The 15,776-nt window shown below is 72.6% G+C and carries 16 protein-coding genes; 8 read left to right on the forward strand and 8 right to left on the reverse strand.

Annotated elements, in window-relative coordinates; all coding sequences use genetic code 11:
* Position 1 precedes the first annotated feature (1 nt).
* Entirely contained in the window at positions 2–235 is a 234-nt protein-coding gene (locus ACWCV9_RS09775) for a ferredoxin (protein ID WP_385845201.1), read from the forward strand.
* 277 nt (positions 236–512) lie between these two features.
* On the opposite strand, the gene ACWCV9_RS09780 is transcribed toward ACWCV9_RS09775, so the two are convergent.
* Entirely contained in the window at positions 513–1,121 is a 609-nt protein-coding gene (locus ACWCV9_RS09780; RefSeq protein ID WP_450785268.1) for a TetR family transcriptional regulator, read from the reverse strand.
* Positions 1,122–1,342: 221 nt separating this feature from the next.
* On the opposite strand from ACWCV9_RS09780, the gene ACWCV9_RS09785 reads away from it, so the two are divergent.
* The 3 genes from ACWCV9_RS09785 to ACWCV9_RS09795 are packed head-to-tail and all read left to right on the forward strand — an operon-like array spanning position 1,343 to position 4,562.
* The gene (locus tag ACWCV9_RS09785) at positions 1,343–2,755 is read left to right on the forward strand and encodes a glycosyltransferase family 4 protein (RefSeq protein WP_450785269.1); all 1,413 of its coding nucleotides are present in this window, start codon (positions 1,343–1,345) and stop codon (positions 2,753–2,755) included.
* Complete coding sequence (locus ACWCV9_RS09790; RefSeq protein WP_385845198.1) at positions 2,749–3,495, forward strand: class I SAM-dependent methyltransferase; 747 nt, start codon at positions 2,749–2,751, stop codon at positions 3,493–3,495. Before ACWCV9_RS09785 ends, ACWCV9_RS09790 begins: the two co-directional genes overlap by 7 nt.
* A complete protein-coding gene (locus ACWCV9_RS09795; protein ID WP_450785271.1) occupies positions 3,492–4,562 on the forward strand; it encodes a prenyltransferase in 1,071 nt (356 codons plus the stop codon). The genes ACWCV9_RS09790 and ACWCV9_RS09795 overlap by 4 nt, the downstream gene beginning before the upstream one ends.
* A gap of 24 nt (positions 4,563–4,586) precedes the next feature.
* Here the strand turns inward: ACWCV9_RS09795 and ACWCV9_RS09800 are convergent, their stop codons facing one another.
* Complete coding sequence (locus ACWCV9_RS09800) at positions 4,587–4,880, reverse strand: hypothetical protein (RefSeq protein ID WP_385845196.1); 294 nt, start codon at positions 4,878–4,880, stop codon at positions 4,587–4,589.
* 140 nt (positions 4,881–5,020) lie between these two features.
* Here ACWCV9_RS09800 and ACWCV9_RS09805 point away from each other — a divergent pair, with 140 nt between their 5' ends.
* Positions 5,021–5,587 (forward strand): hypothetical protein, encoded by a 567-nt coding sequence (locus ACWCV9_RS09805; RefSeq protein WP_450785778.1) that lies wholly within the window; start codon positions 5,021–5,023, stop codon positions 5,585–5,587.
* 7 nt (positions 5,588–5,594) lie between these two features.
* Here ACWCV9_RS09805 and ACWCV9_RS09810 read toward each other — a convergent pair whose 3' ends face one another.
* From ACWCV9_RS09810 to ACWCV9_RS09830, 5 genes are all read right to left on the reverse strand, one after another.
* Positions 5,595–6,605, reverse strand: coding sequence for an LLM class F420-dependent oxidoreductase (locus ACWCV9_RS09810; protein WP_450785273.1), 1,011 nt, complete (start codon positions 6,603–6,605; stop codon positions 5,595–5,597).
* A 106-nt stretch (positions 6,606–6,711) separates the two neighbouring features.
* Positions 6,712–7,557: a hypothetical protein gene (locus tag ACWCV9_RS09815; RefSeq protein ID WP_450785275.1), complete on the reverse strand. Its 846-nt coding sequence runs from the start codon at positions 7,555–7,557 to the stop codon at positions 6,712–6,714.
* A gap of 83 nt (positions 7,558–7,640) precedes the next feature.
* Positions 7,641–8,573, reverse strand: a complete 933-nt coding sequence (locus ACWCV9_RS09820) for an N-acetylmuramoyl-L-alanine amidase (RefSeq protein ID WP_450785276.1) — start codon at positions 8,571–8,573, stop codon at positions 7,641–7,643.
* Positions 8,574–8,583: 10 nt separating this feature from the next.
* Positions 8,584–9,249: a class I SAM-dependent methyltransferase gene (locus ACWCV9_RS09825; protein ID WP_450785278.1), complete on the reverse strand. Its 666-nt coding sequence runs from the start codon at positions 9,247–9,249 to the stop codon at positions 8,584–8,586.
* A 169-nt stretch (positions 9,250–9,418) separates the two neighbouring features.
* Positions 9,419–11,167 carry an MFS transporter gene (locus ACWCV9_RS09830; protein WP_450785280.1) on the reverse strand — a complete coding sequence of 583 codons (1,749 nt, stop codon included), beginning with the start codon at positions 11,165–11,167 and terminating at the stop codon, positions 9,419–9,421.
* A gap of 227 nt (positions 11,168–11,394) precedes the next feature.
* Here ACWCV9_RS09830 and ACWCV9_RS09835 point away from each other — a divergent pair, with 227 nt between their 5' ends.
* The 3 genes from ACWCV9_RS09835 (at position 11,395) to ACWCV9_RS09845 (ending at position 14,341) form a co-directional block, all read left to right on the forward strand.
* Positions 11,395–12,804, forward strand: a complete 1,410-nt coding sequence (locus ACWCV9_RS09835; protein WP_450785282.1) for an MFS transporter — start codon at positions 11,395–11,397, stop codon at positions 12,802–12,804.
* Between the two features lie 218 nt (positions 12,805–13,022).
* Positions 13,023–13,562 (forward strand): SigE family RNA polymerase sigma factor, encoded by a 540-nt coding sequence (locus ACWCV9_RS09840; protein ID WP_450785284.1) that lies wholly within the window; start codon positions 13,023–13,025, stop codon positions 13,560–13,562.
* Positions 13,562–14,341 (forward strand): hypothetical protein, encoded by a 780-nt coding sequence (locus tag ACWCV9_RS09845; RefSeq protein ID WP_450785286.1) that lies wholly within the window; start codon positions 13,562–13,564, stop codon positions 14,339–14,341. Before ACWCV9_RS09840 ends, ACWCV9_RS09845 begins: the two co-directional genes overlap by 1 nt.
* Before the next feature lie 58 nt (positions 14,342–14,399).
* Here the strand turns inward: ACWCV9_RS09845 and ACWCV9_RS09850 are convergent, their stop codons facing one another.
* The gene (locus ACWCV9_RS09850; RefSeq protein ID WP_450785287.1) at positions 14,400–15,680 is read right to left on the reverse strand and encodes a sensor histidine kinase; all 1,281 of its coding nucleotides are present in this window, start codon (positions 15,678–15,680) and stop codon (positions 14,400–14,402) included.
* Positions 15,681–15,776 lie beyond the last annotated feature (96 nt).

Genomic DNA, 15,776 nt, shown 5'->3' on the forward strand with positions numbered 1-15,776 from the left:
GATGGGCGACCGCTGGCACATCGAGGTCGACCGGTCGGTGTGCATCGGCTCCGCCCAGTGCCTGCACCACGCCCCCGACGCCTTCCGTCTCGACTCCGCCCGCCAGTCCCATCCGGTGGCCCCGGACGCCGACGCGAGCGAACCGGTCCTGGCGGCGGCCGAGCAGTGCCCGGTGGAGGCCATCCTGATCACCCTGCTGGGCAGCGGGGAAGCGGTCTTCCCGCCCGAGGAGTAGCCCCGGTGCCATCGAGCCCCCGAGGGGAAATAGTCCTAATTAGGGGGTTACATCCGACGGAGTCGGGATTATCCTGAAAGCAGCCTACGAGGCGAGTGAGGGAGCCCGACCGAGGTAGCCGACTCAGGCGAGACGCACACGCATCCGCCCGGGCCGACAGCGACGGTAGGGCTGAGAGGCCGGAGGGCAGCAGTCGGGCCCGACGGCGACCCCCATCACCTGATCCGGACCATGCCGGCGAAGGGAACCCGTCTCGTAGGTCTTTCTGTGCCCGGGATCAGTCCGACGTCAGGTCGATCAGCCGGCACACCGTTTCGATGTCTATCTTCACCTGGGCGATCGACGCGCGCCCGGAGAGCCAGGTGATCAGGGCCGAGTGCCAGGTGTGCTCGATGACGCGGACGGCGGAGAGCTGCTCCGGGGTGGGGTGGTCGAGCCCCATCGCGTCGAGGATGATCGCCGTCGTCTGCCGGGAGACCTGGTCCACCTCGGGCGACACACTGCGGTCGGCGAAGGTCAGGGCGCGGACCATCGCGTCGGCCAGCTGTGGCTCGCGCTGGAGGGCGCGGAAGGCGCGCATCAGGGTCTCCGCGACCCGCTCGGCGGCGGTGGCGCCGGCCGGGGGCTTCTTGCGCAGGGTGCCGTGCATGCGCTCCAGCTGGTCCTGCATGGTGGCGACCAGCAGATGCACCTTGGACGGGAAGTAGCGGTAGAGGGTGCCGAGGGCCACCTGCGAGGACTCGGCGACCTCGCGCATCTGGACGGCGTCGAAGCCGCCCCGGCTGGCCAGCTGGGCGCTCGCGTGCAGGATCCTGCGGCGGCGGGCTTCCTGCCGCTCGGTCAGGGCCGGCGCCGCCGGCCGCGTGGTACTGGCTTCCGCAGGCATGGGTCCCGTTCCGTGACAGTCGGTGAGGAGCATCTACAGGGCTCGTGATCACCCTGTACGACAGGGCGGCGCGCCGTGGCGCGAATCACCTGATCCACTGGTCACAGCGCCCCTACCTGCCGGTAGATTCAGAGCCTCCTGAACGATCAAGTCTGTAACTTGTTCTAGATTAGCGTCCCGTCGTAGTCTCGCGGGACAGTGCAGGCAGAAGGGGGCACGGAGTGACCGCTGAGGCCCGGACGGCAGGCGCCGAAGAAGGCCCTGCTGCCGACGGCGGGCGACCGCTCGACATCGCGCTCCTCACCTATAAAGGGAACCCGTTCTGCGGCGGCCAAGGGGTGTACGTACGTCACCTCTCGCGGGAGCTGGCCCGGCTCGGGCACCGGGTCGAGGTCATCGGATCGCAGCCGTACCCCGTTCTCGACGAGGGGTACCCCGGCCTCACCCTCACCGAGCTGCCGAGCCTCGACCTCTACCGCCAGCCCGACCCCTTCCGCACCCCCGGCCGGGGCGAGTACCGGGACTGGATCGACGCCCTCGAAGTGGCGACGATGTGGACCGGCGGCTTTCCCGAGCCGCTGACCTTCTCCCTGCGGGCCCGCCGCCATCTGCGCGCCCGGCGCGGCGAGTTCGACGTCGTCCACGACAACCAGACCCTCGGCTACGGCCTCCTCGGTGACATCGGCGCCCCGCTGGTCACCACCATCCACCACCCCATCACCGTCGACCGGCAGCTCGAACTGGACGCGGCCGACAGCCGGCAGCGCCGCTACGCGGTGCGCCGCTGGTACGCCTTCACCCGGATGCAGAAGCGCGTCGCCCGCCGGCTGCCCTCGGTGCTCACCGTCTCCGGCACCTCGAAGCAGGAGATCGTGGGCCACCTCGGCGTCCGCGACGACCGGCTGCACGTCGTCCACATCGGCGCCGACACCGATCTGTTCGCGCCGGATCCGTCCGTGGCCGAGGTGCCGGGCCGGATCGTCACCACCTCCAGCGCGGACGTGCCCCTCAAGGGCCTGGTGTTCCTGGTGGAGGCGCTGGCCAAGGTGCGCACCGAGCACCCGGCCGCCCATCTCGTCGTCGTCGGCAAGCGGCCCACCAAGGGGCCGGTCGCGGCGGCCATCGAGCGGTACGGCCTCGACGGCGCCGTCGACTTCGTCAAGGGCATCTCCGACGCCGAACTGGTCGACCTGATCCGCTCGGCCGAGATCGCCTGTGTGCCCTCGCTGTACGAGGGGTTCTCGCTGCCCGCCGCCGAGGCCATGGCCACCGGCACCCCGCTGCTCGCCACCACCGGCGGCGCGATCCCCGAGGTCGCCGGCCGCGACGGCGAGACCTGTCTGGCCGTACCGCCCGGGGACGCGGGAGCGCTGGCCGCCGGGCTCGGCCGGCTGCTCGGGGACCCGGAGCTGCGGGCCCGGCTCGGCGCGGCGGGCCGGGACCGGGTGCTGCGGCACTTCACCTGGGCGCGCGCCGCGGAGGGCACCGTCGCCCACTACCGCGAGGCCATCGCCCGCTCCGCGGGCAGCCCCCGCACCCCGGGCCCCGGCCGCGAAGCGGCCCAGACCCCCGGCCGCTTCGCGGACCCGGTAACCGTTGCAGGCGTCTCCTCCGAAAGCAGGGCCACGTGCTGACCGTCGACTTCTCCCGGTTCCCGCTCGCCCCGGGCGACCGAGTCCTGGACCTCGGCTGCGGGGCCGGCCGGCACGCCTTCGAGTGCTACCGGCGCGGCGCCCAGGTGGTGGCCCTCGACCAGAACGCCGAGGAGATCCGCGAGGTCGCCAAGTGGTTCGCGGCGATGAAGGAGGCCGGGGAGGCGCCGGCCGGGGCCACCGCCACCGCGATGGAGGGCGACGCCCTCGCCCTGCCCTTCCCGGACGAGTCCTTCGACGTCGTCATCATCTCCGAGGTGATGGAACACATCCCCGACGACAAGGGCGTCCTCGCGGAGATGGTCCGGGTCCTCCGGCCGGGCGGCCGCATCGCGATCACCGTGCCGCGCTACGGCCCCGAGAAGGTCTGCTGGGCGCTGTCCGACGCCTACCACGAGGTCGAGGGCGGCCACATCCGCATCTACAAGGCGGACGAGCTGCTCGCCAAGGTCCGCGAGGCGGGCCTGAAGCCGTACGGCACCCACCACGCGCACGCCCTGCACTCGCCGTACTGGTGGCTGAAGTGCGCCTTCGGCGTCGACAACGACAAGGCGCTGCCGGTGAAGGCGTACCACAAGCTGCTGGTCTGGGACATCATGAAGAAGCCGCTCGCCACCCGGGTCGCCGAGCAGGCGCTCAACCCGCTGATCGGCAAGAGCTTCGTCGTCTACGCGACCAAGCCGCACCTGCCCCGGCTCTCCGACGAGGCGGCCGCCCGGTGACCACTCCCCGGACAGAACACCTCGTCCTGCCCGGGGTCCTCACCGCCGAGCAGGCCGCCGCGACCGTGCGCGGCATCCTCGCGGTGCAGCGGGAGGACGGCGCGATCCCCTGGTTCCGCGGCCACCACCTCGACCCGTGGGACCACACCGAGGCCGCCATGGCCCTGGACGCGGCCGGCGAGCACGACGCCGCCGAGCGGGCCTACCTCTGGCTGGCCCGGCACCAGAACGAGGACGGCTCCTGGTACGCGGCCTACGCCGACGGCGCCCACGACGACGTCACCGACCGCGCCCGCGAGTCGAACTTCGTCGCCTACATAGCCGTAGGCGTCTGGCACCACTACCTCTCCACCGGCGACGACACGTTCCTGGACCGCATGTGGCCCTGTGTCTACGCGGCCGTGGAGTGGGTGCTGCGGCTCCAGCAGCCCGGCGGGCAGATCGGCTGGCGCCGCGACGACGACGGTACGGCGGCCACGGACGCCCTGCTGACCGGCAGTTCCTCCATCCATCACGCGTTGCGCTGCGCGCTGGCCATCGCCGAGCAGCGCGAGGAGCCGCAGCCGGACTGGGAGCTGGCGGCCGGGGCGCTGCGGCACGCCATCCGCCGCCACCCGGAGCGGTTCCTCGACAAGGGCCGCTACTCGATGGACTGGTACTACCCGGTCCTCGGCGGCGCCCTCACCGGAGCCGAGGCCAAGGCCCGCATCGAGGAGTCCTGGGACCGCTTCGTCGTCCCCGGTCTCGGGGTGCGCTGTGTGGTCCCCAACCCCTGGGTGACCGGCGGCGAGTCCAGCGAACTCGCCCTGGCCCTGTGGGCGATGGGCGAGTCGGACCGCGCGCTGGAGATCCTCCAGTCCATCCAGCATCTGCGCGACCCGGAGACCGGCCTGTACTGGACGGGCTACGTCTTCGAGGACGACGCGATCTGGCCGCGCGAACTCACCTCGTGGACGGCGGGCTCGCTGCTGCTCGCGGTGGCGGCGCTGGGCGGGCACGAGGCGACGTGCGCGGTCTTCGGCGCCGAACACCTCCCGGCAGGCCTGGACCCCGACTGCTGCGGCTAGGGCCTTTCCAGCCGGGGCCCGGGGTCAGTGCCGGTGCAGGCGGTGGGCGATGGCGTGGCCGACGAACAGGTAGACCACGGCGGCCAGGCCATAGCCTGCGACGACCCGGGCCCACGCCTCGTTGAACGTGAAGAGGTCGTGGGACCAGCCCGCCAGCCACCTGGCTGTGTCATGGACGAACTGGACCAGGCTGTTGGCCCGGTTCGCCTCCAGCAGATACATCAGGATCCACAGGCCGAGGATCACGGCCATGACGTCGGCGACGATCGCGACGACCGTCCCGGCCTGATTCGCAGGGTTGCGATATCGAGGGGACATACCTTCCGGATTGCCGGGCGACGGGCGGTGAAACCCGGACGGCGGACGCCAAGTGGCGCGTGCGGCCGCCCCGGGGGAGGCTGCCCGAGGAAGCAGACCACTCGGGGAGGACGTGTCCGGAGGACCCCGTGCCCGTACCGATGTCCGTGCCGATGCGGCGCCTTGTCGTGGCGCTCACCCTGTGCTGTGCCATGCTGGCCGGTGCCACCGCCTGCGGAACCGGCCAGACCCGTACGAAGGACAGCGTGGCGGTGCAGGCCGTGCCCGCCGCCGACAGCCCGAGCCCCAGCACCTCCGCCGAACGGCAGAAGTTCGCCAAGACCCGCTTCGTGGCGAACGCCGGCCTCGCCGCCGGCGCCACCTACCAGTGGATCGTGAAGCCCTGGAAGGCCGGCAAGTTCAAGAAGGGCGCCCACGGCCGCAAGCTGGCCCTGGTGAAGGCCGGGCTGGCGGGCGCGTTCACCTACAACCGGCTCAAGGCGGCCGTCCGCAACGCCCAGGGCGATCCGGCGCTGTCCAAGGCGCTCGCCCCGCTCAGCGCGAGCATCGCGGCCCTGAAGAGCCTGCCGGCCAAGCTGCGCAGCGGTGACGCGAACGCGGCCAACTCCTTCAATGACGTCATCGCCAAGGTGAAGGAGGCGGGCGCCAGCGCCGGCGCCACCGTCAAGGACCAGGTCCCCTCGGCCTCCCAGCTGTCCAAGGGCTAGCCGTCGCTCAGGAGTTCAGCTCCGCCAGCACCCGGAGCGTGTGCGGGTCCGGCGACAGGGCCAGCAGGTCCGTCACCGGCCCCGCCCGCCAGGCCGCCAGCCGCTCGGCGATGCGTTCGCGCGGGCCGACCAGGGAGATCTCGTCGGCGAAGGCGTCCGGCACGGCCAGCACCGCCTCCTGCCGCCGCCCGGCGAGGAACAGCTCCCGGATCCGCCGCGCCTCCTCCTCGTACCCCATGCGGGCCATCAGATCGGCGTGGAAGTTCCGGGCCGCGTGCCCCATGCCGCCGATGTAGAAGCCCAGCATGGCCTTGACGGCCAGCAGCCCCTCCGCCACGTCGTCGCAGACCTTCACCCGCGCCATCGGCGCCACCATGAACCCCTCGGGCAGCTCCCGCACCACCTCGCCGTACACCTCGGGCCGGCTCGGCGCCCAGTACAGCGGCAGCCAGCCGTCGGCGATCCGCACGGTCTGGGCGACGTTCTTCGGGCCCTCGGCGCCCAGCAGCACCGGCAGGTCCCGGCGCAGCGGATGCGTGATGGACTTCAGGGGCCTGCCGAGTCCGGTGCCGTCCGGCCCCCGGTAGGGCAGCGGATGGAACCGTCCGGCCGCCTCCACGGGCGCCTCCCGCCGCAGCACCTGCCGTACGACCTCCACGTACTCCCGGGTCGCGGCGAGCGGCGACGCCGGGAACGGACGGCCGTACCAGCCCTCCACCACCTGCGGCCCGGACAGCCCGAGCCCGAGCAGCACCCGCCCGCCGGAGAGGTGGTCCAGGGTGAGGGCGTGCATCGCGGTGGCGGCCGGTGAGCGGGCGGCCATCTGGGCAACCGCCGTACCCAGCCCGATCGTCGAGGTGTGCGCGGCGATCCAGGTCAGCGGGGTGAAGGCGTCCGAGCCCCAGGACTCCGCCGTCCACACCGAGGCGTACCCGAGCCGCTCCGCCTCCCGCGCGAGCGCCACGTGCCGGGGATCGGGACCGCGCCCCCAGTATCCGAGTGCCAGACCCAGCCGCATACCGGATCCTCCTGACGGTCCGTCAATTCCCTGCCGGTCGCGTGACTGTACGGCAACGGCCCCCCGCCCGGAAGGGCGAGGGGCCGGGTACGACGGTTCCGGCGGGTCAGCCGCGCTGGATGCCGGAGGTGTCCTGGAGGACGCCACGGCGGCCGTCCTGGGTCTGCGCGACCAGCGCGGCACCGCGCTGCTCGACCGCCAGGTACCAGGTGCCCGGCGCCAGTTCGGCGATCGGGGTCGGCGAACCGTCCTCACCGAACAGCGGACGGGCCACCGGCACCGCGAACCAGAACGGCGAGAAGTCCCCGGCTGGCTGCGCCTCCGGAGCCGGGGCCGCGCCCCCCTGCGGGGCAGGCTGCTGCTGGCCGAACGGCTGGGCCGGCTGCGGCTGGGCGCCGTACGGCGTCTGCGCGGCGGCCGGGGCACCCGGGTAGCCGTAACCACCGGACGGCTGACCGCCGTAGGGCAGCGGGGCGGCCGGCTTGTTGGCCGGGAGCAGCGCGGCCTGGAGCGCCGGGACCAGCGGGGTGGCGACGGCGGCAGCGGCCATGACCAGCGTGGCGACCAGGGCGAGGATCAGCCCCGTGCCCGCGTCCGGACCGTCGCTGCTGGAGCCGCCGAAGTTGTTGCCGCCGCCGGCCGGGTCGATGACATTGCCGAGCGCCGAGAGCGCGGCGGCCACGGTGAACGCGACGCCGGCCTGGCCGAGGTCGAGCCCGGCCACCTTGCGGGGCTGCGGCAGCCCGCGGTTCACGACGACGAGCGCCGCGCCGATGATCCCCGTGAGCACCACGCCGAGGAAGACCGGTCCGCTCGCCCAGAGGTTCGGCATGTCGAGGCCGTCTGCGCCGTCGACGTTGTACGAGTAGTTGTCGAGGAACGACGCGATGAACAGCACCAACGCTGCCACGATCACCGCGCCGTCGCCCCTGGTGAGGGAGCGGATATTCACTTCAGGTCCTTCGTCGGTCGTCTCGTCGTCGGTAGACACTACCTGCCGCGGGATTCAGCCGTACGGCCGAATCCACCCGGCGGTCACGACCGACGCAGGAAACTCACGATTCCCTCAGAGATCCCTCGCGCCGCACGCTGCCGCCACGTCCCGCTGGTCAGGAGTGCCGCGTCCTTGCTATCGCGCATGTTGCCGCACTCGATGAACACCTTGGGAACTGTTGACAGATTGAGACCGCCCAGGTCCGTACGTGTGACGAGACCGGTACCTTTTCCGAGGTAGTTGGAGGGCGGCTCCCCGGTGTCGCGCCGGAAGCGGCCCACGATCCGGGTGCCCAGGTCGCGTGAGGGGCCGACGATCGGGCGGGTGTCGGCGGCACCGGAGTGCACCGGCCCCGGCAGGATGACATGGAAGCCCCGGTCGCCCTCGGTGGCGCCGTCGGCATGGATGGAGACGGCCGCGTCGGCGTGCGCGGTGTTCCCGATCCGGGCCCGCTCGTCCACGCACGGCCCCCACGCCGGACTGCCCCCGTCATGGGTGAACTTCACCGTGGCGCCCTGCTTCTCCAGCAGGGTGCGCACCCGGTGTGCCACGTCGAGGGTGAACTCGGCCTCCGTGTAACCGGCGTTCGTGGACGTCCCGGTGGTGTCGCACTCCTTGCGGTTCGTGCCGATGTCCACCGGGCGGTTGATCTCCGCCGTGTGCCGGAAGTTGCCCGGGTTGTGGCCCGGGTCGATGACGATGACCTTCCCGGCGAGCGGGGCGGCGGACGACTTCCCGTCGTCGTCGGGGGAGGGGGTGGAGGACCCCGAGCGAGGCTGTGCGGACGAGGCCGCCGAGGTGTTCGGGTGCGGGGCCCCGGCCTTCGCGCCGTCCGGGCCCCCGCCGCCCACCGCCGCGTACACCGCCCAGCCGGCCAGCGCCCCGGGCACCAGCGCGGCCAGCGCCACGGTCAGCGGACCACGCCGGAGCCGGCGTACCTGCGGGGGTTCGAATTCCGGGCCTGCGTACGACACGTCTGCGACTCTAACCGGCCGTTCCGATCCCGGCGCCGGTTCGCCGCAGGACACGCAGCGAACCGGTGGCGGAGACCTCCGCGAACGCCCCGGACTCCAGCGCCCGCAGGTACACCCGGTACGGCGCCTGGCCGGTGAACTCGTCCTCGGGGTGCGGGAACACGTCGTGGATGACGAGCAGTCCGCCCTCGGCGAGGTGCGGCGCCCAGCCCTCGTAGTCGGCGGTGGCGTGCTCGTCCGTGTGGCCGCCGTCCACGAAGACGAGACCGAGCGGGGAGTTCCAGAAGGCGGCGATCTGCGGGGAGCGCCCGACGAGGGCGACCACGTGCTCCTCCAGCCCGGCCCGGAACAGCGTCCGGCGGAAGGTCGGCAGCGTGTCCATGAGCCCCACCTCCGGATCGACGGTCTCCGGGTCGTGGTAGTCCCAGCCGGGCTGCTGCTCCTCGCTGCCCCGGTGGTGGTCGACGGTCAGCGCCGTCACCCCGGCCGCCCGGGCGGCGTCGGCGAGCAGGATGGTGGACCGCCCGCAGTAGGTACCGACCTCCAGCAACGGCAACCCGAGCGCACCGGCCCCGACGGCGGCTGCATACAGGGCCATGCCCTCGTCCACCGGCATGAACCCCTTGGCCTTTTCGAAGGCGGCCAGGATCTCGGGCGTGGGGCACGGGGTGGGCATCGGGAGCCTTCCGGTCGTACGGCTGTATGAGCGCCCATGGTGCCGCACCCCAGGTCACTCATGTGACCTGGGGTGCGGCACCCAGGGGCGCGGGGAACTGCGCGACCAGCCACAACGGCGCGTCACCCGCAAGACGAACAGAACCCCCCCGAGCTCCACGCGCAGAGCGCTACGCGCTCACCACCTCCACCGGCAACGCCAGATCCAGCTCCACAGTCCGCTCCTCACCGGAATGCGTCGCGGCAGAAGCCAGCGGCCCATGGCCGGAGGCCTTCGCCGCCAGCACGTACGCCCCCCGCTCCGGCACGGCCAGCGCATACCCGCCGTCCTCGTCGGAGACGGTCGCCCCGGCCTGCCGCCCCCGGCGGTCGATCAGCGTGACCTTGGCCCGGGCGACCGGGACCCCGTCGGCACCCAGGACCCGCCCGCGGAAGCCGCGCAGCACCTCCTCGGCGCGCTCCAGCACGGCGTCCTCCTCGCTGCTGGCCCGCAGCTGCGGGTGCTCCTGCGGGGCCGGGCGGCCGGCCTTCGGCAGGAACAGCGCCAGCACCAGACCCGCGGCGACGGCGGCCGTGGCGATCAGGAAGGAGACCCGGAAGCCGTGCATGGTCGGGATCTCGATGCCGCCGACGTCGTTCGCCGTGTTGGCCAGCACCATGCCGATGACGGCGCTCGACACCGAGGTGCCGATGGACCGCATCAGGGTGTTCAGGCCGTTCGCGGCGCCCGTCTCGGAGGCCGGGACGGCGCCGACGATCAGTGCGGGCAGGGAGGAGTAGGCCAGACCGATGCCCGCGCCGAGGACCACGGACGTGACGATCGTCTGCCAGGCCGCGTCCATCAGGCCGAGGCCGCCGCCGTAGCCGAGGGCGATGATCAGCAGGCCGATGATGAGGGTGACCTTGGGGCCGAAGCGGGCGGAGAGGCGGGCGTAGATCGGGGCGGTGAACATCATGGTCAGGCCCAGCGGCGCCACGCACAGACCGGCGACGACCATGGACTGGCCGAGGCCGTAGCCGGTCGCCTTCGGCAGCTGGAGCAGCTGGGGCAGGACCAGCGAGACGACGTAGAACGCGACGCCGACCATGATCGAGGCCAGGTTGGTGAAGAGCACCGCCGGGCGGGCGGTGGTGCGCAGGTCGACCAGGGGAGCCGCGGCGCGCAGCTCGAACAGGCCCCACAGGACGAGCACGACGACGGACGCGGCGAACAGGCCCAGCGTGGTGCCGGAGGACCAGCCCCAGTCGCTGCCCTTGGTGATCGGCAGCAGGAGCAGCACCAGACCGGTGGACAGGCCTATCGCGCCGGCCAGGTCGAAGGTGCCCTCGGCCCGCATCGGGGACTCGGGGACGACGAGGAGCGTCAGCGCGATGGACAGCACGCCGAGGCCGGCGGCGCCGTAGAACAGGGCGTGCCAGTCGGCGTGCTGTGCGACCAGGGCGGCGGCGGGCAGTGCGAGGCCGCCGCCGACGCCGATGGAGGAGCTCATCAGGGCCATGGCGGAGCCGAGCTTCTCGCGCGGCAGCATGTCCCGCATCAGGCCGATGCCGAGCGGGATCGCGCCCATGGCGAAGCCCTGGAGGGTGCGACCGACGATCATGGTGAGCAGCTGGCTGGTGAGCGCGCTGACCAGGGCGCCGACCACCATCACGGCGAGGCTGAGGATCAGCATGCGCCGCTTGCCGTAGAGGTCGCCGAGCCGGCCCATGATCGGGGTGGCCACGGCGCCGGACAGGAGGGTCGAGGTGAGGACCCAGGTGGCGTTGCTGGGGGCGGTGTCCAGCAGCTGCGGCAGGTCCTTGATGACCGGCACGAGCAGGGTCTGCATCACCGCGACCACGATGCCCGCGAAGGCGAGCACCGGGACCACGGCCCCGCTCACCGCCCGGGTGGGCTGGTCGGTCGTCGTCTGCGTCATTGAGTGAGGCCTCCCGTGTACATAAGTGCTGGGTAAACCTCGTATGCGCAGGCAACTATTCCGTTGCTTCGAGCTCCTAATGAATTCTTGACCGTTCCATGGGTTTCTGAGATGTCGTCATGGGCCGGCGGGGGTCCCAGGGCTCCCCGCGTAGGCCCGGCGACCTAGACCCCGGTGGTCCGAAATGCCGATGCAAGGACCGTCATGAGGTTGAGAACATGACACCCATGCTGGAAGCCACCGAGACCCCGCCCGTCATATCCCGTCGGACGAAGCCGCCCACCTGGCTGGTGGTGGCGCTGGCCTGCGCCGGCCAGTTCCTGGTCGTCCTGGACGTGTCGGTCGTGAACGTCGCCCTGCCGTCGATGCGCACCGACCTCGGGCTCAGTGCCTCCGGGCTCCAGTGGGTGGTGAACGCCTACGCCATCGCCTTCGCCGGATTCATGCTGCTCGGCGGCCGGGCCGGCGACCTGTACGGCCGTAAGCGGATGTTCCTCGTGGGGCTCGGCCTGTTCACGCTGGCCTCGCTGGGCGGCGGGCTGGCCCAGGACGGCTGGCAGCTGCTGCTGGCGCGGGCCGTGCAGGGGCTCGGCGCGGCGGTGCTCGCCCCCTCCACGCTGACCCTGCTCACCTCCGCCGTGCCCGAGGGACCGGCCCGGGCCCGCGCGATCGCGACCTGGACCGCGGTGGGCGCGGGCGGCGGCGCCGCGGGCGGACTGGTCGGCGGGCTGCTCGTGGACGCGCTGTCGTGGCGCTGGGTGCTGCTGATCAACGTGCCGGTGGGCGCGGTGGTGCTGGCCGGCTCGGTGCTGTGGCTCACCGAGAGCCGCACCGGGGACGGACGGCGCCTGGACCTGCCGGGCGCGCTGCTGGTGACGGCCGGCCTCGGCACCCTGGCCTACGGCATCTCGCAGACGGAGGCCGAGGGCTGGGCGGCGCCGGCCACGCTGCTGCCGCTGCTCGCCGGTCTGCTGCTGATCGGCGGCTTCCTGCTGGTCGAGGCGCGTACGGCGGCCCCGCTGATGCCGCTCGGGCTGCTCCGGCTGCGCTCGGTGGCCTCGGCGAACGCCGCGATGTTCGTCTCCGGCTCGGCCATGTTCTGCATGTGGTACTTCATGACCCTGTACGCGCAGAACGTCCTCCACTACTCGCCGCTGGAGGCCGGTGTCGCCCTGGTGCCCAGCTCGCTGTCCGTGGTCGTCGGCTCCAAGCTGGCGCCGCGGCTGATGCGGACGGCGGGCGCGCGGTCGGTGGCGGTGCTGGGCACGCTGGTGGCCGCGGCCGGCTTCGGCTGGCAGTCGACGATGAGCGCGCACGGGCAGTACGTCACCGCGATCATGATCCCGGGCGTCCTGATGATGCTCGGCGCGGGCCTGGCCGCGACCCCGCTCGCCTCGCTGGCCACCTCCGGGGCGGCTCCGGGCGAGGCCGGGGTGGTCTCCGGCCTGATCAACACCTCCCGGACGATGGGCGGCTCGCTGGGGCTCGCCGTGATGTCCACGGTCGCCGCCTCCGGCACGGACGGCGGCACCGGCCCCGCGGCCCTGACCGACGGCTACGCCCTGGCCTTCCGCGCGAGCACGGTGGTCCTGCTGTGCGGCGCGGTGCTGGTACGGCTGTGGCTGCCGCGGAAGTGAGCGCGCAGGCGCCGGGGCGCTGACGCGGGCGCTGCGGAGGACGCCGAGGCGCTGACGCGGGCGCTGCGGAGGGCCCGCCGGGGCGCTGACGCGGGTACTGCGGAGGGCCCGCCGGGGCGCCGCCCGGGGGCCGGGTGCACCGGCTTCCGGGATTTTCCGTGGGAGGGGGCAACGGTTCGGGCCGCTCATGGACTCCTTTGAATGTCTAGGAGGTGCCCATGGGGGACGGGAAGCAGACAGGGGCCGAGGAGTTCCAGAGCTTCATGGTCGGCCGCTGGCCGCGGCTGATGCGTACGGCATTTCTTCTCACGGGGGAGCAGCACGCGGCCGAGGATCTGGTGCAGTCGACGCTGGAGCGGGTCTTCGTGGCCTGGAGCCGGGTCGGCAGGGCCGACGAACCCGACGCGTACGTACGGCGCGTGATGATCAATCTGCATGCGCGCAAGCACCGCAGAAGGCTGAAGGAGTACCTGGCGCCGAAGGACGACTCGGGGCTGGTGCCCGAGGTGGCCGACACAGGGGACCGGATCGCGCAGGCCGACGACCGCAGGACCCTCCTCAAGGCGCTCGCCCGGCTGCCCGTGCGGCAGCGGGAGGCGGTGGTCCTGCGCTACTGGGAGGACCTGACCGAGAGTCAGGCGGCCGAGGCGATGGGGTGTTCGGTCGGCACGGTCAAGAGCAACGCGGCCAAGGGCATCGCGAAGCTCAGGGCCATACCGGGACTGGCGGAGACGGTGACCCACGGAGGGCGGAAGTGATGAGCGCGGAGAACAACGACATGAGCCGGACCGACATCGCCTTCCTTCTCGCGGACGCCGCGGACGAGGTCGAGATCGGCATAGCCCCCGTCCAGGCGGTCATCCGGGGCGGCCGCCGCCGCAGGGCGCGCCGCTGGGCGGTGACCGCGGCCACCGCCCTGGTGCTGGCGGGCTCCACGGGGGCGACGCTGGCCGTGACGGGGCTGCCCGGCGGCGGCCACACCGCCACCCGGTCGGACGTGGCCACCGCGCCGCCCGCCCCGCAGGACCCCCGGCATGTGTACACCCCGCAGCTCACCGAGCTGGCGCGGGGCACGGACCACGGCAAGAGGTGGCGTGTCGTGCTCTCCGTGTGGGGACCGCCGCGGGACCACACCGAGGTGACCGGTCAGCTGGCCGCGATGCGGAAGTACGGCATCGACGAGGGCGCACTGCCCGACCGCCTGCACCTGATCGGCAAGACCTCGCACTACGCGGGCCTGTACTACGGCGGCAGCCGCCTCAGGGTGATCATGTTCGACTCGGCCGCGAAGTGGGCGTCCATGACCGCCACGGACTCCATGTCGGCGGCGCTGCCGCTGGCCGAGGGGAACTCCGACGGCCCGGAGCGGCTCGTGGTGGGCGAGGTCTCCACCACCGCCCCGCAGGTCAAGTGCGTCTGGAAGGACGGCACCAGCACCCTGACCCGGCCGGTGCGGGCGGCCGGTTCCCCGGTGAACTGGTTCGTGTGCACGGCCCCGGAGGGGACCAGTTATGCGAACGCGGAGGTGTTCGAGTGACCTGACGCGCCGGTGGAGGGCCGACGCGCCGCGCATCACGCCGCGGTCCGGTTGGCGGTCAGCTCCCCCTGGGTCCCGTAGGCACGCCGAGGGTCGCCAACTCCCCGGCGCTGACGGGGAGTTCGGCGGTCACCGTGAAGCCGCCGCGCGGCGACGGGCCGGCCGTGAGCGAGCCGCCCGCCGCCGCCAGGCGCTCGGTCAGCCCCTTCAGGCCCGTGCCGCCGATGCCCGGCTCGGGCCGGGACGCGGGTGCACCGGAGCCGTTGTCGGTGACGGTGAGCCGCACCAGCTCGGCGGTGCCCTCGACGGTGATCTCGCACCGGCTGGCGTCGCTGTGCCGCACCACATTGGTCACCGCCTCGCGCACCACCCAGCCGAGCAGCGCCTCGGTCTGCGGCGCGAGCGGTGTCCCCGACTGGTGCACCACCGGCACCACGCTCGCCGCCGACAGCGCCGACCGGGCCCGGGTCAGCTCGGTGGCGAGGCTGCCCTCGCGGTAGCCGGTCACCGCCTCGCGGATCTCGGTGAGCGCCTGCCGCCCCACCGACTCGATGTCCGTGATCTGCGCCAGCGCCGCGCCCATGTCGCGCGGGGCCAGCCGGCGGGCCGCCTCCGACTTCACCACGATCACCGACAGGGTGTGCCCGAGCAGGTCGTGCAGATCCCGGGAGAACCGCAGCCGCTCCTGCTCCACCGCCTGCCGGGCCAGCTCCTCCCGGGCGGCGCGCAGCTCCCGCACGGCCTCGGACAGACCGAGGATGGCGGCGGTCACCATGGTGGAGATGAAGGTGGCGTAGCCGATGCCGGACGCGTCCTCCCAGCCGCCGCGGACGAAGGAGACGGCGCCCGCGTACACCGAGAGCAGCAGGCCCGTACGGCCCAGCCACGGGCCGCGCAGGGCGGCGCCCGCCGCGAGCCCCAGCAGCGGGAGGAAGGTCAGCCAGTCGCCGCCGTAGCCGAGCGCCAGTCCCGTCGCCACCAGGCCCATCAGGAGCAGCGCCACCCGGGTGGGGACCGCCTCCCGCCGGTCCCGTTCGAAGGCGCGGAAGGCGACGTAGACGTACAGGCAGTCGAAGGCGACCAGGCCCAGGGCGCCCCACCACGGGTTCGCGGTCTCGCCGCGGAGCAGGTCCGAGAGGGATCCCGTCCCCATCAGCAGCCAGGGCAGCAGGGCGAAGCCGGTGGGCGGCGGGCCCGGGTGGTCGACGTCCGGGGTCCTGCCCTCCTTCCGGGCGGCCCGCTGCGCGGCCTTGAAGCGCTCGTGTTCGGCACGCCATCTCAGCCGCTCGGCGCGTAGGTCCTGAAGGCGGCACCGGATTCTCCGTGCGCGCGTCGTCATGTCCGTGTTCCCCGTTTCCCCCGAAAGAAGTGCATGGTCGCAAACAGCGTACGAAGAGAACTCGGTGTCTGACGCCACGTCAGGAGGCTTCACAAC

The organism is Streptomyces sp. NPDC001606 (genome assembly GCF_053596835.1).